The organism is Bacillus sp. JKS001846 (assembly GCF_900176455.1).
In the GTDB taxonomy this organism is placed as follows: domain Bacteria; phylum Bacillota; class Bacilli; order Bacillales; family Bacillaceae_G; genus Bacillus_A; species Bacillus_A cereus.
This window is the reverse complement of the sequence record NZ_FWYG01000001.1, coordinates 1,584,445-1,611,358: the sequence shown is the minus strand read 5'-3', so window position 1 is coordinate 1,611,358 and position 26,914 is coordinate 1,584,445. Positions and strand designations below refer to the sequence as shown.

Here is a 26,914-nt window from a genome sequence, read left to right as displayed (position 1 = left end):
TTCAACAAGATTCATCCCAAAAGTCAAAACATACGTACAGTTTACATAACACTTTTATATAGCTAAAAAATAACGTGAACTCATTCATTTAAGTTATTTTCTCTCCATTCTTTCGCTTTTTCATCCACATTGCGCACAAACTCATTTTTCCCTTCTGTATATAACGTGCCATCATATGTATACTTTTCGGCTAATTCTCTCTTTAAGGTTGCATATGCCTCTGCTTCTTCACAATGAGCCATCATATAATCACGAAACGCTAAATGCCTTACAATCTCTGGATTTCCTTTTTCAAACACGTGTAAATGATACGAACGTTTTTCTTCAGTTCCATGAATAAAATATCGGCGTCTTGAAATACCATTTTCCCCTTTTACGATGTAACCAAGCTCTATAAATCGTTCATTCCACCCATCTACTCTTTCGATATTTTCTACTTCCATGATCATATCAATAATAGGTTTAGCTGCCAGTCCGGGCACTGACGTACTTCCAATATGATGAATTTTCACCGTTTCTGGCATCGCTGTTTTTAATCTTTCAGCCTCCATTTGAAATTTTTCACTCCAATGGTTTTCATGTGGAACAACGATAATTTTTCTCATTCTAACTCCCCTTTTCTTACAAGCTCGTCAAAAAATGATCAGTGAAATACCACTGATCATTTTTTATTATTTAAAGTCTTTCCAAGTAAGGTTACTTTCACTTAGCAGTTCTTCAAATGATTTATTCTTTTCACGTTCTTTTTGTTCTTGGCGCTTTCTTTCCAGTTCAGCTGCCTCTTTTTCCTCTTCCCTCACTTGCAACTCTTTCTTCTTACTCTTTAATTGTTGCATGAGTGAATCATTTAATTGATCGCCTAATGTAAGTGTTTCTTTCTTCGGTTGATTCACTTGTGATTGTCTTTGTATTTGTCTTTGTTTCTTTTTCTTCATGCTACTCACCTTTTACTTTTTTCTCCATTATAGTAGATACACGATGAAATCGACAATAAAAAAAGGTCTTCACTCTATTATTCACTTTTTGTAAATATGTTAATTTTTCGAAAAGACTAAATTTTTATGTAGCTATAATCCTATGAATCTATTAAAATTATGTCGTATGATGTCAGATTATAAAAAAAGGAGAATTATATTATGTGGAAAAAAATTATTCCTGCCGTTGCTGTTTTAAGCACCATTACTTTTTCAAGCGTATTTGCCGCTCCCCCATCTCAGAATCCAACTGAACAAAACCGCTACATAGACGTACAAATGCTTGGTATTAATGATTTCCATGGACAACTAGATACTGTTAAAAAAATCAATAATAAAGAAGCTGGTGGCGCTGATTACTTAGCTACTTATTTAAAAGAACGTAAAAAACAAAACCCTAATACACTTCTCGTACATGCTGGTGATATCGTCGGAGCTAGTCCACCAGTTTCAGCATTATTACAAGATGAACCGACAATTGAATTTTTAAATGACTTAAAATTTGATGTCGGTACAATCGGAAACCATGAATTTGATGAAGGTATTGATGAAATGCAACGCCTCATTTACGGTGGATATCATGAAAAAACAGGGAATTTCAAAGGGGCTAACTTCCCCTATGTAGCTGCTAACTTCTACAACAAATCAACTGGCCGCTTATTTTTACCACCGTTTACTGTAAAAATGGTAGATGGTGTTCCTGTAGGATTCATTGGGGTTGTTACAACTGATACACCAAATGTCGTTATGCCTACGATGCTTAACAATGTACAAATTACTGATGAAGTAGAAGCAATTAATAAATCAACACAACAATTAAAACGTCTCGGCGTTAAATCTATCGTCGTTCTTGCTCATGTCGGTGGAACAACCGATGAGTCTGGGGTAACAAATGGCGATCTTACTCGAATTGCAAATGAAACAGACCCAGAAGTTGATGTTATTTTCGGTGGACATAGTCATACGTATGTAAATGGTACAGTAAATAATAAACTAATTGTCCAAGCAAATTCATACGGAACGGCTTTCTCAGACGTGGATGTAACAATTGATCGTAAAACAAAGGATATTGTAAAGAAAAAAGCTGAAGTTGTTACAACGTATCATGAAGGTGTAGAACCTGATAAACAAGTAAAGAAAAAACTAGATCAATATAAAGAAAAAATTGCACCACTTGTAAATGAAGTAGTCGGAAAATCTACAGCACCTATCGACCGTAAACAAAATGATGCTGGTGAGTCCACTCTTGGAAATTTAGTTGCCGATGCTCAGCGTCAAACGATGCAAACTCAAATCGCCCTCATGAATCCTGGTGGCATTCGTAATGACTTAGATGCTGGTGATATTACGTGGGGTGAGTTATACGGCATTCAACCTTTTGGAAATCAATTAATTAAAGTAGATTTAACAGGTCAAGACATTCGCGATATTTTAAATCAGCAATGGCAAAAAGGAACAACAAGAATGCTTCAAATTTCAGGTATTCAATATACGTGGGATGCAAATAAACCAAACGGTGAAAAAGTTACAAATATACGTTTAACAAACGGAGAAGAATTATCTCCATCTAAAATGTATAGCGTAGTTGCAAATGCCTTCTTAGCTTCTGGCGGTGACGGATTCGTATCATTTAAAAATGGTAAAAATGCAGAAACTGGTCCAAACGACTTTGAAGCGTTAGTCGATTACGTAAAACAATTAAAAGAACCAATTCAGCCAGTTATTGATGGAAGAATTCAAAAAGTAAATTAAGTGTTTCTCTAATAATAAATTTCATTTTTCACGCCATAAAGGATTTATACTGATCCTCTATTTTATACGTAATATACATCATAAAAAGGATACTCGTTCTTCCAATGAACATAGTATCCTTTTCTTTAGTTATCAAAATGTGATGTTTTGTCAACTTCATATTGCTGTAAAAATTGGTGCAACGCCTCTTCTACAAGTTTAGATTTTTGAATTCCTTTCGATTCTGATATAAGGTCCAATTGTGATAATATTTCTGTATTAATAGAAAAGGTTCGTCTCTTCTTCTCTGTACTTTTACTCATAATTGGTACAATTACTTCTTCTCTTTTTCTTAATAATTCATAAATGCTTTGTAATTGCTCATAAATTAACAATTGATAATCTGTTTTCTCATATTGAAGGGCGGTCGCTTCTTGGAGTTGTAAGTGACGTGGTTCTTCTCCATCTCCTACAAAAATACGTTTCTTCTGCTCTCCATCATATTCGTATCCAATCAATCTTAATTTCTTCGATAATGTATACGGGCTTATTTCAAGACGTTTTGCTATAATAGCGATGGGTTCACGTCTATTTAAACCATCTATAATTTCTCCAATCGTCACAATTTCCCTCCTCCCGTGTTGAAATGACACTAGTATGGTATGTTACAATGATTTTCTAACAGTATATGCAAAATGAATAGCCTGTGCGATTCATACGATTTCACAAAAGGAGGTTTTCAATATGCTTTTTCGTAGCTACACCCCTCAGTTCTATAATGAAAACAAACAACTCATTCCTAACAGTATCGCTACGATAGAAAGCGTTATGATTAATAATCGAAAACAAACTCTCCTTATGCGTGGACAAAACGTAGAGCAACCTATTTTATTATGCTGTCACGGCGGACCTGGGATGGCACAAATCGGATTTATTCGCCATTTTCAAAAAGAATTAGAGAAGCAATTTATTGTTATTAATTGGGATCAGCGCGGGGCTGGTAAATCCTTTTCAATGAAAGATTTCGGAGCAAATTTCACAATCGAACAATTCGTTTCCGATGCAAAAGAAGTGATTCAATATGTACTTAAAAGGTTCAACAAACAAAAACTATTTCTCGCTGGTCATTCTTGGGGAAGTATCATTGGGCTTAACATAGCACATCAATATCCAAAGTATATTGAGGCTTACATCGGTATTGGGCAAATTGTACATATGAAACAAAATGAAGAATTGCTATATCAACATTTAATTCGTTCTGCAAAAAAACATAATCATAAAAAAGCATTAGCTTCCCTTTTAAAATTAGGAAAGCCACCATTTTTAGATACGAGACGTCTCATTATTCAAAGAAAGTGGCTTGGCACATTCGGAGGCGCAATCCAAAATGGATCTTCCTTTTCTTTCATACGAAAAGGTTTCTTTTCTCCTGAGTACACGCTATTAGATTGGTTCAAGTTTCTCGCAGGAAATTTAAAATCTGGCGTTTTATGGGAAGAAATGCTGACAATCGATTTCTTTTCTTCTATCTCAAGTTTATCTATTCCAGTTTATTTTTGTTCTGGTCGCTATGATTATCAAACTCCTTATGCACTCGTTCAGGAATATTGCGATATTATTGAAGCGCCTATAAAAAAGATGATTTGGTTCCCAAACTCAGCACATTCTCCTGATCTAGAAGAACCAGAATTATTCGCCAATTCTTTGCAATCAATTAAACAAGAGCTAGCTTTTCAGCATTAGTCACAAAAGGCTCTTTTACATTTCATAGAAAACATTTTATAATAATATGTCGCAAGTATGTATAAACATAGCAAAATGTTTCATATGTACTTGTCTTAACAGAATAAAAATTTAGGGAGATTACATTTATTATGAACGCTGTACTCGTCGCAGTAGCAATTATGCTATTGCTTAGTTTGTTACGTGTCCAGGTCATTGTCGCCATCATTGTTGGAGCTTTAACAGGCGGACTTATCGGCGGACTCGGTATTTCAGAAACGATTAACACTTTTACAACTGGTCTTGGAAACAGTGCTCCAATCGCTTTAAGTTATGCAATGCTTGGTGGTTTCGCTATTTCCCTTTCCAAAACAGGACTTCCAGATGCTATGATTCAAACTGCATTAAAATGGATTGGCAATGAACAAGACACGAAAAAACAAGTTTATTCTAAGGTACTTATTTTATTCATTATTTTAATGATGGCTTGTTTCTCACAAAATGTGATTCCTGTTCACATTGCTTTCATCCCCATCTTAATTCCAGCACTTTTAAAAGTATTAACTGAGCTGAAAGTGGATCGCAGACTTGTCACATGTATTATTACATTTGGATTGATTACTCCTTATATGTGGATCCCTGCAGGGTTCGGAAAAATTTATCATGACGTATTGCAAACCAACGCTGCGCAAAGCGGTCTTACATTTGATGTCGCACTTATTCCAAAAGCAATGACTATTCCAGCAATCGGTATGATTATTGGATTATGTGTAGCGGTATTCATTACGTACCGAAAACCTCGTACGTATGAAACAGAACAAATTCATACTACCGAAAATGAAATCGTTCCCTATACAAAACGTAGCATTACTTTCGGGTTATTATCTATTATTGCTACATTAACTGTTCAATTAACAACCGAATCAATGATTTTCGGTGCTTTAGCAGGTATTATCGTCTTATCAGTTAGTGGCAGTCTACCACTTAAAGAAGCAGATGCGATATTAACAAGCGGAATGCGTATGATGTCCTTCATTGGCTTTGTTATGATTGCTGCCGCTGGATTCGGCGCTGTTCTTCGAAAAACAGGACATGTTGAATCTCTGGTGCAAACGAGTGCACATATAATCGGAAATAACAAACCACTCGCTGCATTTCTTATGCTCGTTATTGGACTTCTCGTTACGATGGGAATTGGTTCATCCTTTTCAACCATCCCTATCTTAACAACCATTTTTGTACCTCTTTGCATTCAGCTTGGATTTAGTCCAATGGCCACAATTGCAATTATCGGTACAGCCGGAGCACTAGGTGACGCAGGATCTCCAGCATCGGATAGTACCCTTGGACCAACATCCGGTTTAAATGCTGATGGTCAGCACCATCATATATGGGATACATGTGTACCCACTTTTCTACATTACAATATACCGTTACTTATATTTGGCTTTATTGCCGCAATTACATTATAAAAAGGTGCGTATAAAACGCACCTTTTACTTTTTTATTTTTCCTTTTAATTGTTGAAAAGCTACTTTTCCATTATCTCTGACATAGTTTTCAATTGTCGGTAGTGATGAACCTATCCATTCACACTCTATACTCCCATTCGGTCCAACAATTTTTAATTTATCTGGTATATGTATATTTAGAAATCTCGCTGACCGAATTAACTCAATAGCAATCTGATCACTTGAGGCTACAATTCCATCTACATACGGATTGTTTTGCAATAATGTAATAAATTGTTTATTTGTATACCCTTGTACACATTCTTCTCGATAAGAGATTCCTTCATCCCAAACAGCGTCTAAAAACCCTGCTATATGATCTTCCATTTCTTCACTTTCTTCTCCCTCACCGAAATATGCAAGAAAGTGACACCCTTTCTCTTTTAATAAAGAAACAGCTCTCTGTCCACTTTCATAATAATTTCCATGTGATTGTTGCTCATCGATCACAACAAACGGAAATGGAATTTTTCCTACACTTTTAAAAACTGCTCTTGTCAAAATAACACCTGCAATGTTATTTTGCTTCAGCATATGTATGTATCTATCTTTATTCTCTATATTACAAATAATGATTTGATAACCTTCTTTATATGCTATTTCCTCAATACAATGTAGCAAAGTGATGTTTGATTGGTTACATAAATTATCTACAAGTAATGCAATTATCGTTGAATCCTCTTTAAATAGTGGCTTCGCTGCACTGTTTGGCCTATAACGTAATTCTTCAATTGCTTCCTTTACTTGTTTTACTGTGTCCTCATGAACGTATCCTTTTTCATTAATAACTCGTGAAACGGTTGCGACTGAAACACCTGCCAATTTTGCAACATCACGTATAGTTGCCACATCGTCACCCCTTAATATGGTAATAGATTACAATTTTACGGTAACCTAAATTAAACTATCCGTCAAGATTAATAACTCATATTTCTGAAAATTGTTACATCATTTCACTAAACGATACTCCAACTGAATTTCATGTAAAATTGGGATATTATCATATCCAATACGTGGAATTTCTTTCTTTATTTTTCGTGCCTCCTCTACCGCATTCACATATAAATTAGTCATTACAAAATTACGTTTTTGGTAAAATCGTAACGCATTCATATTATCATTAGTTGTAATAAGCCAAACCTGTCTGCACCGTTCTTCTTCTGCAACTTGTAATACACAATCCACAAGTTTCGTCCCTATTCCTTTTCTTTCTTCAAAGCTATCTAGCGATACAATTTCGCACATATTTCTGGTCACTTCATACGTTATAATTCCGATTATTCTGTCATCTGAGAGCGCAACAAATCCTGGCAACTCTTCTAACTGATGTCCCTTACCACGTGAAACCATCAATGAACTTCCCCAGTTCTCACACATGAACATTCGGATTGTTTCTTTCATCGCTGGCGTAATTTTTTGTATATGCAGCATTTCCTATTTCTCCCCTTTTATATCATTGTGATACAATATAAGTGTATCACATGTAACGGTATTTGGAGGATGAGGTAAAGGATGAAACGTTTTTTTGCAGCACTGTTTACTATACTAGGTGCAATAACTGCCCTTGGGATTTTCTTTACAAATAAAGTGATGTACTTAAAGAAAAAAACAGAGGAAGAAGTACTCGAAAGAGAAACGAAAAAACATTTTCGTATAGAGGATTTTGATGCTCTTCATAAAGAAGAAATTCATATCCCTTCACAATTTGGATACGACCTTCACGGATATTACATTCCTGCTGGTCATTCCACCAATAAGTTTATGGTTTTTTGCCACGGTGTAACTGTAAATAAAATAAACTCTGTAAAATATGCAAACTTATTCTTAAAAAGAGGATATAACGTCCTCATTTACGATCATCGTCGTCATGGTAAAACTGGCGGAAAAACAACAAGCTATGGATACTATGAAAAACATGATTTAAAATCCGTAGTTGACTGGCTAAAAAACCGTTTTGGCACCAATATTACACTTGGTATTCATGGTGAATCTATGGGAGCTGCAACACTTCTTCAATACGCAGGACTTGTAGAAGATGGTGCTGATTTCTATATTGCAGATTGTCCTTTCTCTGATTTTCACGGACAATTACAGCACCGTTTAAAGGTTGAATTCCATTTACCAAAATGGCCTTTATTACCTTTAGCAAACGCATTTTTGAAAGTTCGTGACGGTTATACAATTCGTGAAGTTTCACCAATCGACTGTATAAAAAACATTAACAATCCCGTTCTCTTTATTCATAGTAAAGATGACGACTATATTTTAGCTGATATGACAAAAGCGTTATATGAAGCGAAAGAAAATAATAAGCAGCTTTATATTGCAGAACACGGTGCACACGCTTGCTCTTATAACGAAAATAAAGAAGAGTACGAAACAGCCGTCGATCAATTTTTAAACACATATGTGAAAGAAACAAAAAACAGGCTTGCATAAGCCTGTTTTTTATTGCGCTAAAACGTCTGTAACTTGTTCCATATTTTCAGAAATCCATTGCATTGCATCATCTAACGTTGGGAATTCTGTCGTTTGAAATGTTACTTCATCTTGCAGTAACCAAACATCCTTTGCCTCTTGCCCTACACCTGCAATGGACCAATGTAACAAACTATATGGATGATTATCATTCAAAAATGATGCCCACGTGCGCTCATTTGCAATGTTTCGTAATGTATGTAATTGTTTATCCATCTCTCGTCACCTTACTCTAGTCAGTTATGAAAACTATTATAACACTCTCTTCTTTCTCAAACAAAGTGCTCTTTTTTCTCCGCTATTTGCGGGCAGTAAAACTCCCACCTCAAAATTCGGCTGAAACAAAGAAGTTAGGTAGGAGATTAACTGCCCCTAAAAGCCCGATTGGTTCAACTAATAATTAGTGGGGGATGCCTCCCCCACTAATTAAAGTTTCACTTTATATTGCCAAGCACTTCCCTTGATTATATGATGAAATTAAGCGTTTGGGAAGGAGGGATAACGTTGGCAAAAGTACAAATTAAAGTAAATGATAATGGCTCTTTTCGCGTTACAGGGGACGTGGAATTAGTCGACTCACAAGGGAATGCATTCCCAGCAAAACCGGCATTTTCTTTATGCCGTTGTGGTTTATCAAAAAATATGCCTTATTGCGACGCTTCGCATAAAGGTAAATTCGAGTCTGTTGTTAGAGCACCAGAGGCAGAATAATTTTACATGTGACATGCACATTTTTTTGTGCATGTTTTTTCTTTTTAGCAACTCCGTTATATCCCTTCTCTTTACAACATTTCTAATACTTTTATTTCCATTCCAGCCTGCATATATTTTCACACAATTCTTCACATTCGAATATTTTTTACTAGCCTTTTATTTTTTTTGTGCTATAATTTGAGCAAACAGCATCCTTCGGGGTCGGGTGAAATTCCCAACCGGCGGTGATGAAGTGAAAACTTCTAAGTCCGTGACCCGTTTTCAACTCGAAAACGGTGGATCTAGTGAAACTCTAGGGCCGACAGTATAGTCTGGATGGGAGAAGGATATGTTTCTAGTTTTTTATATAGTGAATACACTTTTATTTCAGTATGCATATTTTTAAAGATTCATTTTGATTCTTTATATATGTTTAATTTTCTATACTTATTTTTTATACTGAAATAAAAAGAGACAACTAGCGTTTAAAAATTCGATATTTTGCTAGGTTTTTTCCTTATGCAGAAATATCAATTATCGTTAGGTTTCTTTCCTATGCTTTCGTATTCAAACTATATTTCTAGAAATCACGTCTCCCAAACCCCAAGGATATTAAATCCTTGGGGTTTTTTGATTTTTTTTGGAGAGGTGAAGAAAATGACAGATCAAGAATATATGAGGATTGCCCTGCAGTTAGCAGAAGGAACATCAGGACAAACAAGTCCAAATCCTATGGTTGGTGCTGTTGTTGTAAAAGATGGAAACATCGTTGGTATGGGCGCTCATTTACGAGCTGGTGAAGAACACGCAGAAGTTCATGCCCTTCAAATGGCTGGTCAGAACGCCAAAGACGCTACCGTTTATGTAACACTGGAACCGTGTAGCCACTTTGGAAAAACACCACCTTGCTGTGAATTGCTCATCGAAAAAGGAGTTAAGCGTGTTGTAATTGCTACTCTCGATTGTAATCCGCTCGTTTCTGGTAACGGAAAAAGAAGATTAGAGGAAGCTAGAATTGAAGTAACTACTGGTGTTCTTGAAGCAGAAGCAGTTTTATTAAATCGCTACTTTTTTCACTACATGAAAACGAAACGCCCTTTTGTAACAATCAAAACAGCGATGAGCTTAGATGGAAAAACAGCAACTGTAACTGGTGAAAGTAAGTGGATTACAGGTGAAGAAGCACGTGCTGATGTTCACCAATATCGCCATACACATGATGCAATTCTTGTTGGAGTGAATACAGTTATAGCTGATAATCCTCATTTAACAACAAGAATTCCAAATGGTGGGAAACATCCTATTCGCGTTGTTTTAGATACCCATTTACGAACGCCACCATCTTCTCATGTTATAACAGATGGTTTAGCACCGACATGGATTATTGTCGGTAAGGATGTAAAGAAAGAGAAGATATCTTCTTATGAATCTAAAAATATAGCTATATTCCAAATGGAAACGAAGCATATAGAAATCGAGGACCTTCTTTCCTTTCTTGGAGAGAAACAAATTCTTTCTCTATTCGTTGAAGGTGGCCAATCGATTCATGCAAGTTTCTTAAAAACAAACAATTTTAATGAAATTGTAACCTATATAAGCCCGAAATTAATTGGTGGGAAAGATGCTCCTACTTTATTTGGAGGAAATGGTTTTTCAAAATTACAAGATGCGCTTTCCTTGAAAATTCAAGAGATGAAACAAATTGGTGATGATATAAAAATCGTTGCGAATGCCCGAAACGAGGTGACGAAATGTTTACAGGAATTGTAGAAGAATTAGGAACGATAGCAAACATGCAACAAAGTGGAGAAGCGATGAAATTAACGATTCATGCAAAGAAAATTTTATCAGATGTTCACTTAGGTGATAGTATCGCGGTTAACGGTATTTGCTTAACTGTAACAAACTTTACAACTACTTCATTTACAGTTGATGCAATGCCCGAAACGATGCAGTCGACATCACTTCGTATACTTAAACCACACTCTAAAGTAAATTTAGAACGAGCAATGGCTGCAAACGGACGATTCGGTGGACATTTCGTTTCAGGACATATTGATGGCATCGGAACGATTTTAAATAAAAAACAACATTACAATGCCGTCTATTACAAAATAGCAATTTCTGATGAACTGCTGCGCTATTGTTTGCAGAAAGGGTCCATTGCTGTTGATGGAACGAGTTTAACGATATTTGCTATAGACGAATCTTCCATAACGATTTCACTCATCCCGCACACAGTAAGCGAATCTGTCATTGGAGAAAAAAATGCCGGAGATATCGTAAACATTGAGTGTGACATGATTGGTAAATATATCGAACGCTTTATTACTAAACCTACAAAACGAGTAGGTTCAATGACTGAAAGCTTTTTACAAGAAAACGGATTTCTATAAGGGGGAAGCACAATGTTTCATCGTATTGAAGAAGCTCTAGAAGATTTAAAACAAGGTAAAGTCGTTATCGTATGTGATGATGAAAACCGAGAAAATGAAGGCGATTTTATTGCTTTAGCAGAGTACATTACACCAGAAACAATTAATTTTATGATTACACATGGCCGTGGTCTCGTTTGTGTACCGATTACAGCAGGGTACGCGGAACGTCTACAATTAGAACCAATGGTATCTCATAATACAGATTCACATCATACTGCGTTTACAGTGAGCATTGACCATGTTTCTACAACAACAGGGATTAGCGCTCACGAACGTGCAACTACGATACAAGAATTGTTAAACCCCGCATCAAAAGGCGCTGATTTCAATCGACCTGGACATATCTTTCCATTAATTGCGAAAGAAGGCGGTGTCCTGCGTCGTGCAGGTCATACAGAAGCTGCTGTTGATTTAGCAAAGCTATGCGGTGCCGAACCAGCTGGAGTTATTTGCGAAATTATAAATGAGGACGGCACGATGGCACGTGTACCTGATTTAATAGAATGTGCAAAACAATTTGATATAAAAATGATTACAATAGAAGATTTAATTGCTTATCGCCGCCATCATGAAACACTTGTGACGAGAGAAGTGGAAATTACATTACCTACAGATTTCGGTACTTTCCACGCAATTGGCTATTCTAACTCATTAGATACGAAAGAACATATCGCACTTGTAAAAGGTGATATTTCAACAGGTGAACCGGTACTTGTACGTGTTCATTCTGAATGCTTAACAGGAGATGTATTCGGTTCACATCGCTGCGATTGCGGACCACAACTCCATGCAGCACTTGCTCAAATTGAGCGTGAAGGAAAAGGTGTTCTTCTTTATATGAGACAAGAAGGAAGAGGCATTGGGCTTCTTAATAAGCTTCGCGCTTATAAATTACAAGAAGAAGGATTCGATACTGTAGAAGCAAATGAAAAACTCGGCTTCCCTGCTGATCTTCGTGATTACGGTATCGGTGCTCAAATATTAAAAGATTTAGGTTTACAAAGCTTACGATTATTAACGAATAACCCAAGAAAAATTGCTGGCTTACAAGGTTACGATTTAGAAGTAGTCGAGCGTGTACCGTTGCAAATGCCGGCAAAAGAAGAGAATAAATCGTATTTACAAACGAAAGTAAATAAATTAGGACACTTACTAAACTTATAATTAAAGGAGAGATTTATTATGGTATTCGAAGGTCATTTAGTTGGTACAGGATTAAAAGTTGGAGTTGTTGTTGGACGTTTTAACGAATTTATTACAAGTAAGTTACTTGGCGGAGCTTTAGACGGATTAAAGCGTCACGGTGTAGAAGAAAGTGATATTGATGTTGCTTGGGTTCCTGGTGCATTTGAAATTCCTTTAATCGCTAAAAAGATGGCTAGTAGCGGAAAGTATGATGCTGTTATTACATTAGGTACTGTAATCCGAGGTGCTACAACGCACTACGATTACGTTTGTAATGAGGTAGCAAAAGGTGTTGCGTCTTTATCACTACAAATGGACATCCCAGTTATTTTCGGCGTATTAACGACAGAAACAATTGAACAAGCGATTGAACGCGCAGGTACGAAAGCTGGTAATAAAGGATATGAATCAGCTGTTGCTGCAATTGAAATGGCTCACTTATCAAAACAATGGGCATAAAAAAAGAGGCTGCGGCCTCTTTTTATTTTTTTACCTTTTTTTGTACATCTTTTATTAATTCATTCATCGTTTTTCCTTCTGTTTTTATATGAAGAGCTTGTGCTGTTCTCCATACATTCTCTCTTTTTTTCGCTTCTTCTATAATAGTAATTTCTTTTCTAACTTCCTTTAAATCTTTTCCTTCCGTTTTCAATCCAAAATGTTCAGCTTTCGTTCGAAAGTGTTGTTCGATTCTTTGTTGCATCTCTTTTTGTTCAGGATTTTCAGCAGCCTTAACTGGATCAGAACTTATTGCTTTTATTAAAATTAAACAAGTCATAATCGCTAATATGTATTTGTACATGTAAAATCCTCCAACCCAATATAAATTACATATTTACTATGTACAACTAGGGCTTGGAAAATTCGTCCACAAAAATTCTTTTTTTCGCTCAAAAACCAATAATATCAAGCGTTCACAACTATTTATTACATTTTATTTACAAAAAAGCAAACTCTTTTACAAGTTTGCTTTTTCATCTATCTTATAATGCACATTCTTCAATCTCAAATCCTAAATCTGCAATCATACCCCAGTCCGCAGTCGGCTCTTGTCCAGCTGTCGTTAAGTAGTCCCCGACAAAAATAGAATTTGCTGCAAATAAACCGATTGGCTGTACAGAGCGTAAATTGATTTCACGTCCTCCTGAAATACGAATTTCTTTTGTTGGGTTTACAAAACGCATCATTGCAAGTACTTTTAAACATTCTACTGGCGTTAACTCTTTTTGCCCTTCAAGAGGTGTCCCCTTTACAGCAACAAGGAAATTACAAGGGATAGAATCTGCATCTATACGTTGTAATTCAAATGCAATTTCAGCACGCTCTTCAATTGTTTCTCCCATGCCAAAAATCGCTCCAGAGCATGGTGAAATACCAGCTTGTTTTGCTTTTTGAACTGTATCAACACGATCATCATACGTATGAGTTGAACAAATACTATCGTAATTATTTGCATGTGTATTTAAGTTGTGGTTATAACGGTGCACGCCTGCTTCCGCTAAACGTCCTGCTTGATCTTCATTTAAGAAACCTAAACAACAACAAATCTTCAAGTCTGTCGTTTCACGAATTTCCTTAACTGCTCCAATTACGTGATTTACCTCTTTATCCGTCGGACGACGACCAGACGCTACAATACAATATGTACCTGCTTTACGGCGTATTGCTTCATGTGCCCCTTCTACAATCTTCTCCTGCGTTAACCATGCATATTTATCAATCGGTGCTTCTGAAATAATAGACTGTGAGCAATATCCACAATCTTCAGGACATAATCCAGATTTCGTATTAATAATCATATTCAATTTTACTTTCTTACCAAAGTGATGATGGCGAATAATGTAAGCTGCATTCATAATTTCTAAAACTTCTGTATCATCAGCTTCTAATATCGCTATTGCATCTTCTTTCGTAATCATTTTCTCTTCCACTACGTCGTATGCAAGTTTTTTCCAATCCCTTTTTGTTTGTACTTGTTTCATTTCATCTCTTCCCCTCTTTTGTTATATGTATAAATAAAGCATGATACGTTGCCATTATCCCTTCATTTCCCGTGAAGTCTCTTTCGTATATGCGTAGCATCGCACGAAAGAGTGAGGGACTTTGACAATATGATCCTTCATTGCTATTAGTTGCTCCTACTTTTCGAATAGAATGCAGAAACTCCTTAACTTCTGTAAAACTCTCTATGTAACATGTTTCAGAAACATGCACATCCCCTGTTTCTATCTTACATATATGAAGCAACTGATCTTTTGAATAAAAACGTTGACCAATCGATATTTCATTTTTTATATTTCTTTCTTCTTTCGCACGTTGGAACGAAGCATGCAATTCTTGAAATGTTTCATGTCCAAACGTTGAAAAGAGTAATATCCCATCTATAGACAAATGTTGAAATAAATTTCTTAACACTTGTTGAAAATTATTTAACCATTGAAATGTAGCATTTGAAATAATGACATCATATGATTCTTCTAATCGTAATTGCTCAATATCTTCACAGTGAAACGTTACATTTTTTACATTTTGTCTAGTTTGCGCAATCGCAATCATACTTTCAGCAAAATCAACTGCTGTAATATGTGCTTTCGGAAATAACTTTGATAATTGTTCTGTTACATACCCCGTCCCGCATCCCAGTTCTAAAATACGTATTGATGCCGTTTCACTATATCGTTCCTTTAAGATTGAAAGTAATGAATGTGCCATCTTTTTTTGTACATTTGCATATCGATCGTAAGATACGGCTGCCCCATTAAACCGTTTTTGTAGTAACGTTTTGTTGATCATGTCGTATCCCCTCTACAAATTGAATTATCTCATTTGCACAATATTCAAAATTCGTTACACATAATGCATGCCCTGCTTCACTTACTACTTTCAGCTCGCTGCTGCTATTCTCCGTCATACTACGTGCCGCAGACAATGGGCATATTACATCCTGTTCTCCGTGAATAAGTAGTATAGGTACTTTAATTTCTTTTAGTTCTTCTCTCATATCTGTTTCTATTAAATAATCCAAACCTAGTTGTAAAGACTGAATAGAATCACCTTTAAAACGGTCTACAATGTCTTCAAAGTTTTTATTCCCTTTTAGCTCATCTTTCGTAAACATATTTTCATAAAACCGCTTGAGCGTATCTTCTTTCCTTCTCGCCAAATTCCTTTTCAGCCGTTCTACATGCAAAGCATTCCATCCATTACTATAGTCGCTCGTATTTGTAAATTTAGCAGTCCCACCAATTAATACGATGCCTTTTGCCTGAATCTTTTTATAAGCTTCAACTGCTGCTAACGCTCCTAGTGACCATCCAACTAAAATTACGTTGTCGTTATGCGCTACATCTATAATTCGTTCCGCAAATTCACTTCGTTCTTTCACATTACGCCAATCTACGCATTGAACAGGATATCCTTTAAAATACGGAAGTACTAAATCCCAAATATTCTCTTCCATTCCCCATCCGGGGATAAAAATAATCTTTAGCTCGTTCATACGAAAATCTCCTCTTCTTTCGCAATGTGAATAATTCGGTCAATAGCCCATTTTAAATCAGCTATTGTATGTTGCGATGTAACTGCAAAGCGAATTCGAGAACTATGAACCGGCACAGTTGGCGGACGAATTGCAATGGCCGCAATCCCTGCCTCTTGCAACCTTTTACTAAATCGTAAAGCATGTTCATTTGAACCGACTACAATCGGTACAATATGAGTTGAACTATTCCCAATATCAAAACCAACATCCCTTAATTTAGTTCTGAAGTATTCTCCGTTTGCTATAAGGTTCTCTCTTCTTTCGTTATCTTCTTTTACAATTTCAATTGCTTTTTGCACTGCTCCTAACGTACTTGGTGGTAAAGCTGTAGTAAAAATAAAGCTTCTCATCATATTTTGTAAATACTCTATATAAATTTCATCACCTGTCAAATACGCACCATAACACCCTAAAGCCTTGCTAAACGTCCCCATATGTATATCAATTTTTTGAGCAAGATTTTTTTCTATATGAGATAACCCAGCTCCGCCGATTCCATATATTCCACTCGCATGTGCTTCATCGACTATAATGATTGCCCCGTACTTCTCTTTCAGCTGTACTAAATCTCTTAAATACGCAGTATCACCATCCATACTAAAAACGGTATCTGTTACGATTAATTTCCTTTTTTCAGGCGAAGCCATTTTCAACAGCTTCTCTAAATGATCCAAATCATTATGACGATACCTTTTATGCTCTGCCCCGCTTAATAGGATTCCATCAACAATACTTGCGTGATTTAACTTATCACTAAAAACAATATCGTGCCGAGAGGCCAAAGAAGATATGGCACCTATATTTGCCGTATACCCACTATTTACAATTAAAGCTCTTTCAGTACCTTTCCAGTCACATATGCTTCTCTCAACCTCTTCATATAATGGATGATTTCCTACAACGAGACGAGAGGCAGTCGCTCCAGTTCCATATCTTTTTGTACAGGCAATAGCAGCTTCTTTTAACCTTTCATCTCCAGCTAACCCTAAATAATTATTTGACGCTAAATTTAACATCCTTTTTTTATCTCGAATAAGCCAAGTCTCTTCTGCCTTCTCTGTTACATGCAAATCACGATACTGCCCTTGCTCATGTAATTGTTGTAATTTACATTGAAGGTGCGCCCGCCACGTTTGATTCATTTTGGATAAACTCCTCTAATTTTGAAATCATAATATGTTCTTTTGCAGATTCTAATACTTCTTCTTTCGTAAACTCACCTTCAAAGAATGGTAATAATCCTAAAACTGGTACCCCGCTCAGCTCTTCAATCATCTCTTTATTTTCTTGCACTCTTTCCATTTCACATTCTTTGCAACCTGATAAAATGACACCCGCTACGGTTAAGCCATGCGCCTTTGCGTAAGCAATCGTTAACACTGTATGATTTACTGTTCCTAATGTAGGACGAGCTACTACAATAAGAGGCAACTGTAATTCTTTTGCAAAATCAATTACTAAAGCATCTTCTGTATATGGGACAGCAAGCCCACCTGCCCCTTCTACAAATAAGCTATTAAACTCTTTTAATAGTTCATTATAGTAATCAGTAATTTCTTTTAACTTTACTACTCTTCCAGCTCTTTTCATGGCAAGTCTCGGAGCAAGTGGTTCTTCAATAGAATAAGGGCAAATTTCATTTTCTTGTGTCGGCACACCTGATAATGCTTTTAACCTTGCCGCATCTCCCTCAGGGTTTGATGCAACATGCCCACTTTGCAACGGTTTATACACCCCTACGTTATATCCTAATTGTCTAAATACACCTGCTATAGCACCTGCAACTACTGTTTTTCCAACTTCAGTATCAGTTGCTGTTATAAAAAAACCACTCATTATTCTCCCTCCGTAACATCCGAGATTGCCTTATATAAAATGCGTAACATATCATCAATCTCTTCAAAAGTAGAAGCAAGTGGTGGCATAAATACAATCGTGTTACCTAGCGGTCGTAAAATCATACCCAGCTCTCTTGCGCGTTTACATACTTGAACACCGACTCTTTCTGTCCAGTCAAACGCTTCTTTCGTTTCCTTATTCTTCACAAGCTCAATACCAACCATTAATCCGCACTGACGAATATCACCTACATGTTTATACGCAAAGAGCTTTTCTAATTGCGCTGCCACATAATCCGTTTTACGTGCCACTTCTTCTATTAAATTTGTTTTTTCATATAGTTCTAGATTTGCGATTGCTACGGCACACCCTAACGGATTGCCTGTGTAGCTATGTCCATGGAAAAATGTTTTTTGTTCTTCATATTCTCCTAAAAAGGCATTATATATTTCATCTGTCGTTACCGTAACTGCAATTGGTAAATATCCACCTGTTAAACCTTTCCCAGCAGTTAAAATGTCTGGCGTCACATTTTCATGTTCACACGCAAACATTTTCCCTGTACGCCCAAATCCAGTCGCTACCTCATCTGTAATAAATAATACATTGTACTTAGTACATAAATCGCGCAGTCCTTTTAAATATCCTTTTGGCATTGTAATCATCCCGCCAGCACCTTGCATTAATGGCTCTACAATGATGGCAGCTACTTCTTCATGCTTTTCTTTCAACAATTCTTCCATTTCTTCTAAATGGCTTTTTACAATTTCCTCCTTATTATTTCCGTAAGGAGAACGATATGTATATGGATACGGCATTTTAATCGCATCAAATAAGAGCGAACTATACACTTGGTGAAACAAGTCTATTGCTCCTACCGAAACAGCTCCAATTGTATCACCGTGATATGCTTCTTTTAATGTAACGAATCTTTGTTTCTTTCGTTTCCCTTTATGCTGCCAATATTGGAAAGCCATCTTAATTGCAATTTCAACAGCGGTAGAACCTGAATCAGAATAGAATACCTTCTTCAATCCATCTGGTACAACCTCAATAATTTTTTCTGCTAATAAAATAGATGGAACGTTAGCAAGTCCTAACATAGTAGAATGAGCAATTTTATTTAATTGCTCACGAATTGCTTCATCTAATTCCGGTACTTGATGTCCGTGAACATTTAACCATATAGATGAAACACCATCCCAATATTCATTACCATTTACATCGTATAGCTTTCTTCCCTCTCCACGTTCAATAATGACAGGATCTTCTTCTAAATAATCTTTCATTTGTGTAAATGGGTGCCATACGTAAGCTTTATTTTTCTCTGCTAATTCTTCATATGTATAAGATGATTTTTCAATCGTTTTACTATTTATTTTCACAATTGTCACCCCTAATGTTAACTTGTTTATAAATATAGTTAACATTAAATCTGAATGACTGTCAATTATTTTAAAATCAAATGGTTCTTAAAAAAGAACAACTTATCATATGATAAGTTGTTCTACTTTCCATGCTGTATCTTTCCAATTTCTAAAATAATTTCTTCATCTTTTTTCCCCTCTGTATCAATTCCAAGTTGCTTAGCGTGCTCAATTAATAAATCATGACGCTTCTCAAACCTAGCGGTATTTACTTCTTTCGTAACCTCTTCTTTTGTTTTCCCTTCAGTAGAAACTCCTAGTTTTTCTGCTGCTTTTTCCATTGATTTCTTCTCTTCTATTTCTTTTACTTTCTTCACTTCTGACTGTTGTATTTGCTTTTGTTTCAACTGCTCTGATTCAGCCGCAAAAGCTGTGTAAATTCCAGCACTTCCTCCAATAACTAATAAAGTGGTAAAAAGAATTATTTTTTTCTTCACTCTTTCCTCCCCCTTTCAAATTCATTATAACGTACATTTTTACAGCGTTAAAAACAATTATCCTTTATTTCCCTAAAAAACATTTAATATTTTTATTGACATGTAAGATGAAAATATGATAAAAATTTAACTAACATCATATGAATCGGCGTTGATAGGATTTAGTAGTATTTCGATTTCTGATTTCAGAGAGCTGGTGGTCGGTGCGAACCAGTACAGAGCGAATTATGAATTACCCCCTGGAGCTTCTTTTACGAAACGTGAGGAGTAGTGAAAGACGGTTATAGACCGTTATGTCTAAAGAGTGGTGAAACGACACTGTTTCACAATTTAGGGTGGTACCGCGAATTTTTCGTCCCTGCATATATTGCAGGGGCGTTTTTTATTTTATAAGCGCATATCATATGACCCTTTATTTTGTGATACATTCATTTCACAAGCTAGGGTGGTACCGCGATTTCTTCGTCCCTGCATAATTATATGCAGGGACGTTTTTTTATCCAATCATTTCCGCATCATATAGAAGAACTAACAATTACCGGTAATTTGTCACAAAATTCTAAATTTTAGAAGGAAATATACAATATTGGCGAATTTTATATAAAAAAGAGCTATTTCACATTACTTAGGAGGGGAAAACAATGGTTTCAAAAATTGAGTCTGTTCTTTTAACAATTTTTATCTTTTTCTGCATTGGCTTTAGTGTTATCAAATTAGAAGTTTCACCACACATCCCGATTTTATTTGGCATCGTTCTTTTATTAGCGTTTGGATTTATGAAAAAAATTGATTGGTCTACTATGGAAAAAGGAATGATAAGTAGTATTTCAGCTGGTATTCCATCTATATTTATTTTCTTACTTGTAGGCGTATTAATTAGCATTTGGATCGCAGCTGGAACTATTCCAACTTTAATGGTATACGGCTTCCAACTTGTATCTCCAAAAATTTTCGTTCCAACTGTTTTTGTTGTTTGTGCAATTGTTGGAACGAGTATCGGTAGTGCATTTACAACTGCTGCAACTGTAGGACTTGCCTTTATGGGAATGGGTACTGCCCTTGGATACGATCCAGCTCTTATTGCTGGGGCAATTATTTCTGGGGCATTCTTCGGAGATAAAATGTCTCCTTTATCTGATACAACAAACTTAGCGCCTGCTGTAACGGGTGTAGATTTATTTGAACATATTCGTAACATGCTTTGGACAACAGTGCCAGCTTTCATTATTGCTTTTATCGCATTTTTCATTTTAGGAAGCGGATCTGGTGGAAACGTTGATTTCTCAGCATTTATTAACACATTAGAAAAAAATGCAACGATTTCTATCGTTACACTGATTCCTATTTTATTACTGTTCCTATTCGCATTTAAAAAGGTACCCGCAGTTCCAACATTACTTGCAGGAATTGTGGTAGGGATTATTATTCTCTTTATTTTTAAACCTAGCACTTCTTTAGCTGATTTAATAAAAATTATGCAAGACGGTTACGTTTCTAAAACTGGTATCAAAGATATTGATAGCTTATTATCTCGCGGTGGCCTGCAAAGTATGATGATGTCAATTGCTCTTATTTTCCTAGCTCTTTGTATGGGAGGATTATTACAAGGAATGGGTATTATAGCGCAGCTGATGAATATTATCTCTAGCTTCGTAAAAACTAGTACACGCTTAATTATTTCTACTGCTTCAACTGCAATTGGTGTAAACTTCTTACTCGGTGAGCAGTACTTATCCATCGTTTTAACAGGACAAGCATTTGCTAATAAATACGATGAAGTCGGTTTAGAACGTCGTAATTTATCACGAGTATTAGAAGATGCTGGTACAGTAATTAATCCACTCGTACCATGGGGTGTAAGTGGCGTATTCTTAACAAACGTTCTTAGCGTTCCAACATTCGATTACCTGCCATACGCAATCTTCTGTTTAGCATGTCCAGTCGTAACCATTATCGTCGGCTTTACTGGATTCGGTCTTTCATGGAAAAAAGAAAAAGCAGTACCAGTTTCATAATATAATAAAAAGGATTACCAAATCGGTAATCCTTTTTATATTTCTCGACTATCTATTCGCTTTCTTTCTTCTAAATAACATAAGTAATCCCGCTCCAACAAACGCAAGACCCGCTCCAATTGTAGAAGCAATACTTGCACCTGTTTTCGGTAAATCACGTTCATCTTTTTCAGCTTCTTTATTTTCACTTACAGTTGTTGTTGTTTCTTTTGTATTTTGATCATCTGTTGTAGTTTGTCCAGATCCAGTATTGTTTCCATCTTGTTTTGGTTCATTACCATTATTACCTTCTTCTGTTGGTGGTGTTGGGTTTTCTCCATTACCTGTTGGCGGTGTTGTTGGATTTTCTCCCCCACCTGTTGGCGGTGTCGTTGGATTTCCTTTACCAGTTTCTTTATCATCATTTTTCTTCGTTATATCAATTGCATATTTAGCAAATTCATTTTCAGATGGTCCAACATATGATATGTTCCCATCTTTCTTTATATACTTTTGTGCATTTGGTGAAGAATCAAATGTTGTATTTAATTTATCTGCAACAATCGGTTTAAACGTCCAATTTTTATCTGCTGTCGGGTTAATAACTGGCGTTTCTTGCATATACTTTACAATAATTTGACGTGTTTCATCTTGCGATTGATATACAACTTCCCCTTTACTTACACCCGGGAACGTCTGGCTACTTCCACGATAGTTATTTGTAGCAACGATGAACTCTTGATTGTCAGCTACTGGCTTACCTTCATATGTCATATTTACAATACGATTCGTATTTGCATTTACAACTTTTCCATCTTTATCGTATTTCGCCGGTTGTGTTACATCAATTTCGTATTTTAAGCCATCTAAAATATCGAAGTTATATGTAGGATAGCCTATATTTACTAATGGCTGTTCTTCTGTTTTCTTTGGATCAATTGTATTAAACTGACCTGCAGACATTTCAAGCCATTCTTTCACTTGTGCCCCATTTACTTTTACAGCATATAACGTATTTGGATATACGTATAAATCTGCAACGTTTTTAATCGCTAACGTTCCAGCTGGAATATCCGTATAATATGTTGCACCGTTTCGACCACCTGCTTTAAATGGTGCCCCTGCAGATAAAACCGGAATATCTTTAATCTTTTCGTACTCTGGTTTTTTAAGTTCTTGTTCTACATACCATTTTTGCGCATTTGTCACAATTTGTACAGAAGAATCATCTTGTACTAATGAAAAATAACTATTAATTGGTGCTTTCGTTGTACCTACAGCTGTATTTACATAATCGATTGTCGCTTCATGCTCACTTTTAATCTCATTAACTAATCTTGGATCAGGTCCTACATTACCTTTACCATTAACAATTGGGCGATATTGTGGCTTAGATTGATCTTTTTGTACTTCCCATTTTCCGTTTACCTTTTTCAATTGCATATCAATAATACCTAAGTTATTTCCAAAAACGCCAGGCATTACAACTGGAACACCATTAAATACACTTGCCACTTCAGTATGTGAATGTCCCATTAATACTGCATCTACGCCAGGAACTTCTGTCGCTAAATAAAACGATGCATTTTCCATTCCTTCGTTGTATCCACTCTTATCAACACCTGAATGCGCTAGTGCAACTATAATATCCGCACCTTGCGCCTTCATTTCCGGAACTAATTTTTTCGCTGTTTGCACAATATCTTTTGCTTTTACTTTTCCTTCTAAGTTCGCTTTATCCCAGTTCATGATTTGTGGTGGAACAAATCCCATTACACCAATTTTCACTATTTGTTTTTGGCCTGCTTCATCCACTACTTCTTTCTCTAAAATATGATATGGTTTATCAAAGTAATGCTCGTCATTCTCATCATTACCATCATGGTCATCTATATAGACATTCGAGTTAATAACCGGGAAATCCGTTTTTTTAATCACTTTTTTTAAATAATCTAAGCCGTAGTTAAATTCATGATTCCCAAGAGAGATGACGTCATACTTCATTAAATTCATTACACGATATAATGGATGTGTATAACTAGGATCCACAGGATTCTTCGGATCTTTTATTTTATTTGCTACATAATCTCCAAGCGGTGTCCCTTGTAATGCATCTCCATCATCAAATAGGACAGAGTTTTTCGCTTCTTCACGTGCTTTATTAACGAGTGTTGCCGTTTGTACGAGACCTACTTTATTATCTGTTTTCGTTTGATAATAATCGTAATTCATTAAGTTAACGTGAATATCTGATGTTTCTAGAATTCGTAATTTAACTGTACTCTCCCCAGTGTTCTCATCTGCATGAGCTGTTGCTGGCATTACTTGCGGTGCTATAACACCAATCGCAAGAGTTGCTCCAGCTAGCATTTTTTTTGACTTTTTCACAAAAAATCCCCCTTATACAATTACCAGAAATAATGAAATGAATCCCTATCTGTCTCTAACCACATACCTTTTTTCTTCTATTAGAGACACAATTTTCATTTCACCCTGCGCTAACGAGTAGTCCCCTTAAACGCCCGATTGATGAAGACTATTAATTAATAGGAAATAAAGCTCCCACTCATTAAAGTTTCACCTTATCTGACATTATCATATATAAAGTTCTTTCCTATCGTCAATATTTTTTGACAAACTTCAACAAATTTTCTGTAAAGTTATTATAAACTTTTCATAAACATATAATATGCCCTTACATTGCTAATACTGCTGAATATGATACAATTACCAATTACAAGGAGGATGAATTTATGAAAAAAGTCATCTTAACAATTGTTTGTCTCCTCCTTCTGATCATTTCTTATTCTTATTTTGAAAAGAACGACGAGACAAAACAAAATGAAACTGAAGAAAAAACAAAAAAAACATCTGCCCCAAATTGGATTGATAAGCAAACAAACGAATCTTTTTATCATCTTGTATTAGGTGATTCACTCGCTAAAGGATATGGATCGACACAAGGTGGATTTGCTGAATTAGCTTCTAAGCAAATAGAAGCACAAATTCATAAACCAATTACAGTAGAAAACCTTGGGGTAAACGGTCTTACAACAGATCGTCTCGCTAAAAAAGTTCAATCAGAAGATGTAAAGGAAAAAATTAGAGCAGCAAATATAATTACAATTAATATTGGAGGAAATAATTTATTTCGTTTAAATCGTGATGTTGGTGTTATAGATGGTATAAAAATGTTAAATAAAGAAAAAGCCCATTTTGAAGCGGATATAAAAAGTATTGTAAAAACAGTTCGAGATCAAAATCCGGACGCTTTACTCATTCTCTCAGAACTCTATAACCCGTTACAACTCGATGACTCCATCGCAAGTTATGCAGATATGTTTTTAGATGGCTGGAATGAATCTGTTTATTCCATTTCCAAAGCAAATCAACCATCTATCGTTTTACCAATTCGCAAATTAATATCGAATGATAAAAAAGAGTTATTATTTGACCAAGTACACCCAAATGATAACGGCTATGCAATTATTGCCAATACATTTACAAAGCAAGTGTTATCCTACAAATATTAAAGCGACCATGAAACAATTCTATTTTTATAACATGTCTTTTTTGTTACAATGATAGTGGAAGGGGGCCTTTATATGGAATCACGCGAGTGGGAACGTATTGTTGATCATCTTCTTTCGCTAGTGCCTCTTTTTTATCGCAAATTTATGCTTCCTGGAGAATTTTCTTCTCAAAGACATATGCCGCCATCACATACACAAGTATTACTGCTTTTGCATGAAAACGGCACATTAGCAGTTTCCGAAATCGGCAAGCGGCTAGCGATTTCACGGCCTAACATGACACCTCTATTAAACAAACTTATTCAAGAAGAACTAATAGAGCGTCATTATAGCGAAAAAGATCGACGGGTCATTTTAATTTCCCTAACAGCTGAAGGGAAATTATTAGTAAATCAGTATCAGCAATTCATTTTAGACAAACTAAAAGAAAATTTCCAAACATTATCTGAGGAAGAGCGCGAAAAGCTCATTCATTCTCTTCAAACCATTCAAAATTTAATTTTGAAAACAAACGTATAAAGCTGCTTCTAAATAGAAGCAGCTTTATGATTCGTAATAGTTACCATAGTATACATTGGAATATGGCCATGTTGTTAAATATGGTTTTTTTTCCTGTGTAGGCTGTTGTGTTGGTAATTGTGGTATTTGTGATAATTGCTGTAATTGTTGTTGCCGATATAATTCGTATTGTCTACTCGTATCATAAACCGGATAATAATTTACATATGGATATACTTGAGGTACGTAATAATAATACATTATCCTCTCCTCCTTTTTCTTAAACATATTCAAAGGAGAAAATGAATGTGACATTGTTTATAATTGTACAAGTGGTTCTCTCACTCGTTTCTTCCTTTTCTTCAAACGTAACTTACGGTTCTTTTCGTATAAATAATGCACAACGAAATATGAAATGAGACCAAACACAACTCCTAAAATCGTCATTCCAATTAATACATACACTTCACTTTGTAATAAGCTCTTTAATATCGTAAAAATGTGACTTGAAAACAAGTCCGATATCGTAAATGGTTCATGATGAATTTTCTGTACATGAAATGGATAAATCATTTTTCCTAACGCATACGCAAGCGGAAATAAAAATACTGGGAGAAACGATATTTTCCCAATAATATTGCCAATAACTGCCGCAGGAAAAGATCCCTTTGCTAACCTGACGATTGGATAAAATATTACATATACGAGCGATGCCGTATAAATGACTAACATTTCTAAGCCGAATCCTATAGCAAACCCTAACGATACTTTCTTTGCGCCTTCTGGCGATCGAAGCAACTTATAATATTGAAACTTTAATATTCTCCACATCCGCTGGAAAAACGAATATGTTTTCTTAGTTGTTTTCACCCTCATCATCTCTTTAACTATATTTTTATATGTAGTATGTCCT

General features: G+C 35.8%; 29 protein-coding genes, 1 riboswitch and 1 other annotated feature. Of the genes, 12 read left to right on the top strand and 17 right to left on the bottom strand.

Annotated features, from left to right (window positions below; all coding sequences use genetic code 11):
- Window positions 1-80: 80 nt before the first annotated feature.
- Window positions 81-605, bottom strand: coding sequence for a GrpB family protein (locus B9A45_RS08880; RefSeq protein WP_001226445.1), 525 nt, complete (start codon window positions 603-605; stop codon window positions 81-83).
- A gap of 66 nt (window positions 606-671) precedes the next feature.
- A complete protein-coding gene (locus B9A45_RS08875) occupies window positions 672-935 on the bottom strand; it encodes a YqkE family protein (RefSeq protein WP_000727548.1) in 264 nt (87 codons plus the stop codon).
- A 201-nt stretch (window positions 936-1,136) separates the two neighbouring features.
- On the opposite strand from B9A45_RS08875, the gene B9A45_RS08870 reads away from it, so the two are divergent.
- Entirely contained in the window at window positions 1,137-2,726 is a 1,590-nt protein-coding gene (locus B9A45_RS08870; RefSeq protein ID WP_000265560.1) for a bifunctional metallophosphatase/5'-nucleotidase, read from the top strand.
- A 125-nt stretch (window positions 2,727-2,851) separates the two neighbouring features.
- Here the strand turns inward: B9A45_RS08870 and B9A45_RS08865 are convergent, their stop codons facing one another.
- A complete protein-coding gene (locus tag B9A45_RS08865; RefSeq protein ID WP_000151926.1) occupies window positions 2,852-3,328 on the bottom strand; it encodes a ribbon-helix-helix domain-containing protein in 477 nt (158 codons plus the stop codon).
- A 121-nt stretch (window positions 3,329-3,449) separates the two neighbouring features.
- Between B9A45_RS08865 and B9A45_RS08860 the strand changes: the two genes are divergently transcribed.
- Together B9A45_RS08860 and B9A45_RS08855 are read left to right on the top strand one after the other, a co-directional pair.
- Window positions 3,450-4,448, top strand: coding sequence for an alpha/beta fold hydrolase (locus B9A45_RS08860; RefSeq protein ID WP_000898975.1), 999 nt, complete (start codon window positions 3,450-3,452; stop codon window positions 4,446-4,448).
- A gap of 131 nt (window positions 4,449-4,579) precedes the next feature.
- Window positions 4,580-5,899: a Na+/H+ antiporter family protein gene (locus B9A45_RS08855; RefSeq protein ID WP_000994819.1), complete on the top strand. Its 1,320-nt coding sequence runs from the start codon at window positions 4,580-4,582 to the stop codon at window positions 5,897-5,899.
- A gap of 24 nt (window positions 5,900-5,923) precedes the next feature.
- Here the strand turns inward: B9A45_RS08855 and B9A45_RS08850 are convergent, their stop codons facing one another.
- Both B9A45_RS08850 and B9A45_RS08845 read right to left on the bottom strand, forming a co-directional pair.
- Window positions 5,924-6,787, bottom strand: a complete 864-nt coding sequence (locus tag B9A45_RS08850; protein WP_048567765.1) for a LacI family DNA-binding transcriptional regulator — start codon at window positions 6,785-6,787, stop codon at window positions 5,924-5,926.
- Window positions 6,788-6,886: 99 nt separating this feature from the next.
- Entirely contained in the window at window positions 6,887-7,369 is a 483-nt protein-coding gene (locus B9A45_RS08845) for a GNAT family N-acetyltransferase (protein ID WP_000902438.1), read from the bottom strand.
- An 81-nt stretch (window positions 7,370-7,450) separates the two neighbouring features.
- Here B9A45_RS08845 and B9A45_RS08840 point away from each other — a divergent pair, with 81 nt between their 5' ends.
- Window positions 7,451-8,377, top strand: a complete 927-nt coding sequence (locus B9A45_RS08840; RefSeq protein WP_084063990.1) for an alpha/beta hydrolase — start codon at window positions 7,451-7,453, stop codon at window positions 8,375-8,377.
- Between the two features lie 9 nt (window positions 8,378-8,386).
- Here B9A45_RS08840 and B9A45_RS08835 read toward each other — a convergent pair whose 3' ends face one another.
- Window positions 8,387-8,632 (bottom strand): DUF2552 family protein, encoded by a 246-nt coding sequence (locus B9A45_RS08835; protein ID WP_000360793.1) that lies wholly within the window; start codon window positions 8,630-8,632, stop codon window positions 8,387-8,389.
- 288 nt (window positions 8,633-8,920) lie between these two features.
- On the opposite strand from B9A45_RS08835, the gene B9A45_RS08830 reads away from it, so the two are divergent.
- The 5 genes from B9A45_RS08830 (at window position 8,921) to ribH (ending at window position 13,191) form a co-directional block, all read left to right on the top strand.
- Window positions 8,921-9,127: a CDGSH iron-sulfur domain-containing protein gene (locus B9A45_RS08830; RefSeq protein WP_001151579.1), complete on the top strand. Its 207-nt coding sequence runs from the start codon at window positions 8,921-8,923 to the stop codon at window positions 9,125-9,127.
- Between the two features lie 190 nt (window positions 9,128-9,317).
- A riboswitch (FMN riboswitch) is annotated at window positions 9,318-9,461 on the top strand.
- Between the two features lie 305 nt (window positions 9,462-9,766).
- On the top strand, window positions 9,767-10,879 hold the full coding sequence (ribD, locus tag B9A45_RS08825) for a bifunctional diaminohydroxyphosphoribosylaminopyrimidine deaminase/5-amino-6-(5-phosphoribosylamino)uracil reductase RibD (RefSeq protein ID WP_000131988.1): 1,113 nt from the start codon (window positions 9,767-9,769) through the stop codon (window positions 10,877-10,879).
- On the top strand, window positions 10,861-11,505 hold the full coding sequence (gene ribE, locus B9A45_RS08820; RefSeq protein WP_000493898.1) for a riboflavin synthase subunit alpha: 645 nt from the start codon (window positions 10,861-10,863) through the stop codon (window positions 11,503-11,505). Before ribD ends, ribE begins: the two co-directional genes overlap by 19 nt.
- A gap of 12 nt (window positions 11,506-11,517) precedes the next feature.
- A complete protein-coding gene (ribBA, locus tag B9A45_RS08815; RefSeq protein WP_000468983.1) occupies window positions 11,518-12,711 on the top strand; it encodes a bifunctional 3,4-dihydroxy-2-butanone 4-phosphate synthase/GTP cyclohydrolase II in 1,194 nt (397 codons plus the stop codon).
- Between the two features lie 18 nt (window positions 12,712-12,729).
- Window positions 12,730-13,191 carry a 6,7-dimethyl-8-ribityllumazine synthase gene (gene ribH, locus B9A45_RS08810; protein ID WP_000230899.1) on the top strand — a complete coding sequence of 154 codons (462 nt, stop codon included), beginning with the start codon at window positions 12,730-12,732 and terminating at the stop codon, window positions 13,189-13,191.
- 22 nt (window positions 13,192-13,213) lie between these two features.
- Here the strand turns inward: ribH and B9A45_RS08805 are convergent, their stop codons facing one another.
- The 8 genes from B9A45_RS08805 to B9A45_RS08770 all read right to left on the bottom strand — a co-directional run bounded on the left by B9A45_RS08805 (window position 13,214) and on the right by B9A45_RS08770 (window position 19,976).
- Window positions 13,214-13,534, bottom strand: a complete 321-nt coding sequence (locus tag B9A45_RS08805; RefSeq protein ID WP_000280032.1) for a hypothetical protein — start codon at window positions 13,532-13,534, stop codon at window positions 13,214-13,216.
- Between the two features lie 181 nt (window positions 13,535-13,715).
- Window positions 13,716-14,714: a biotin synthase gene (bioB, locus tag B9A45_RS08800; protein WP_000815856.1), complete on the bottom strand. Its 999-nt coding sequence runs from the start codon at window positions 14,712-14,714 to the stop codon at window positions 13,716-13,718.
- 1 nt (window position 14,715) lies between these two features.
- On the bottom strand, window positions 14,716-15,525 hold the full coding sequence (gene bioC / locus B9A45_RS08795; RefSeq protein WP_084063989.1) for a malonyl-ACP O-methyltransferase BioC: 810 nt from the start codon (window positions 15,523-15,525) through the stop codon (window positions 14,716-14,718).
- Window positions 15,491-16,231 carry an alpha/beta fold hydrolase gene (locus tag B9A45_RS08790; protein ID WP_070179486.1) on the bottom strand — a complete coding sequence of 247 codons (741 nt, stop codon included), beginning with the start codon at window positions 16,229-16,231 and terminating at the stop codon, window positions 15,491-15,493. Before B9A45_RS08790 ends, bioC begins: the two co-directional genes overlap by 35 nt.
- Entirely contained in the window at window positions 16,228-17,415 is a 1,188-nt protein-coding gene (gene bioF / locus B9A45_RS08785; protein WP_070179487.1) for an 8-amino-7-oxononanoate synthase, read from the bottom strand. The genes B9A45_RS08790 and bioF overlap by 4 nt, the downstream gene beginning before the upstream one ends.
- Entirely contained in the window at window positions 17,381-18,109 is a 729-nt protein-coding gene (gene bioD / locus B9A45_RS08780) for a dethiobiotin synthase (protein ID WP_044795940.1), read from the bottom strand. Before bioD ends, bioF begins: the two co-directional genes overlap by 35 nt.
- On the bottom strand, window positions 18,109-19,542 hold the full coding sequence (gene bioA / locus B9A45_RS08775) for an adenosylmethionine--8-amino-7-oxononanoate transaminase (RefSeq protein WP_142263046.1): 1,434 nt from the start codon (window positions 19,540-19,542) through the stop codon (window positions 18,109-18,111). The genes bioD and bioA overlap by 1 nt, the downstream gene beginning before the upstream one ends.
- A 77-nt stretch (window positions 19,543-19,619) precedes the next feature.
- Complete coding sequence (locus B9A45_RS08770; protein WP_000726902.1) at window positions 19,620-19,976, bottom strand: hypothetical protein; 357 nt, start codon at window positions 19,974-19,976, stop codon at window positions 19,620-19,622.
- Window positions 19,977-20,118: 142 nt separating this feature from the next.
- Window positions 20,119-20,339 (top strand) — a binding site (T-box leader).
- Window positions 20,340-20,617: 278 nt separating this feature from the next.
- On the opposite strand from B9A45_RS08770, the gene nhaC reads away from it, so the two are divergent.
- Complete coding sequence (nhaC, locus tag B9A45_RS08760) at window positions 20,618-21,991, top strand: Na+/H+ antiporter NhaC (RefSeq protein ID WP_000253716.1); 1,374 nt, start codon at window positions 20,618-20,620, stop codon at window positions 21,989-21,991.
- Window positions 21,992-22,039: 48 nt separating this feature from the next.
- Here nhaC and cpdB read toward each other — a convergent pair whose 3' ends face one another.
- Window positions 22,040-24,358 (bottom strand): bifunctional 2',3'-cyclic-nucleotide 2'-phosphodiesterase/3'-nucleotidase, encoded by a 2,319-nt coding sequence (gene cpdB / locus B9A45_RS08755; RefSeq protein WP_084063987.1) that lies wholly within the window; start codon window positions 24,356-24,358, stop codon window positions 22,040-22,042.
- 365 nt (window positions 24,359-24,723) lie between these two features.
- Here cpdB and B9A45_RS08750 point away from each other — a divergent pair, with 365 nt between their 5' ends.
- A complete protein-coding gene (locus B9A45_RS08750) occupies window positions 24,724-25,503 on the top strand; it encodes a GDSL-type esterase/lipase family protein (protein WP_053512787.1) in 780 nt (259 codons plus the stop codon).
- Window positions 25,504-25,575: 72 nt separating this feature from the next.
- Window positions 25,576-26,022 (top strand): MarR family winged helix-turn-helix transcriptional regulator, encoded by a 447-nt coding sequence (locus B9A45_RS08745; protein ID WP_000445819.1) that lies wholly within the window; start codon window positions 25,576-25,578, stop codon window positions 26,020-26,022.
- Window positions 26,023-26,046: 24 nt separating this feature from the next.
- Here the strand turns inward: B9A45_RS08745 and B9A45_RS08740 are convergent, their stop codons facing one another.
- Together B9A45_RS08740 and B9A45_RS08735 are read right to left on the bottom strand one after the other, a co-directional pair.
- On the bottom strand, window positions 26,047-26,262 hold the full coding sequence (locus tag B9A45_RS08740) for a hypothetical protein (RefSeq protein WP_000291957.1): 216 nt from the start codon (window positions 26,260-26,262) through the stop codon (window positions 26,047-26,049).
- 57 nt (window positions 26,263-26,319) lie between these two features.
- Window positions 26,320-26,880: a DUF2062 domain-containing protein gene (locus B9A45_RS08735; RefSeq protein WP_002005691.1), complete on the bottom strand. Its 561-nt coding sequence runs from the start codon at window positions 26,878-26,880 to the stop codon at window positions 26,320-26,322.
- Between the last annotated feature and the right edge of the window lie 34 nt (window positions 26,881-26,914).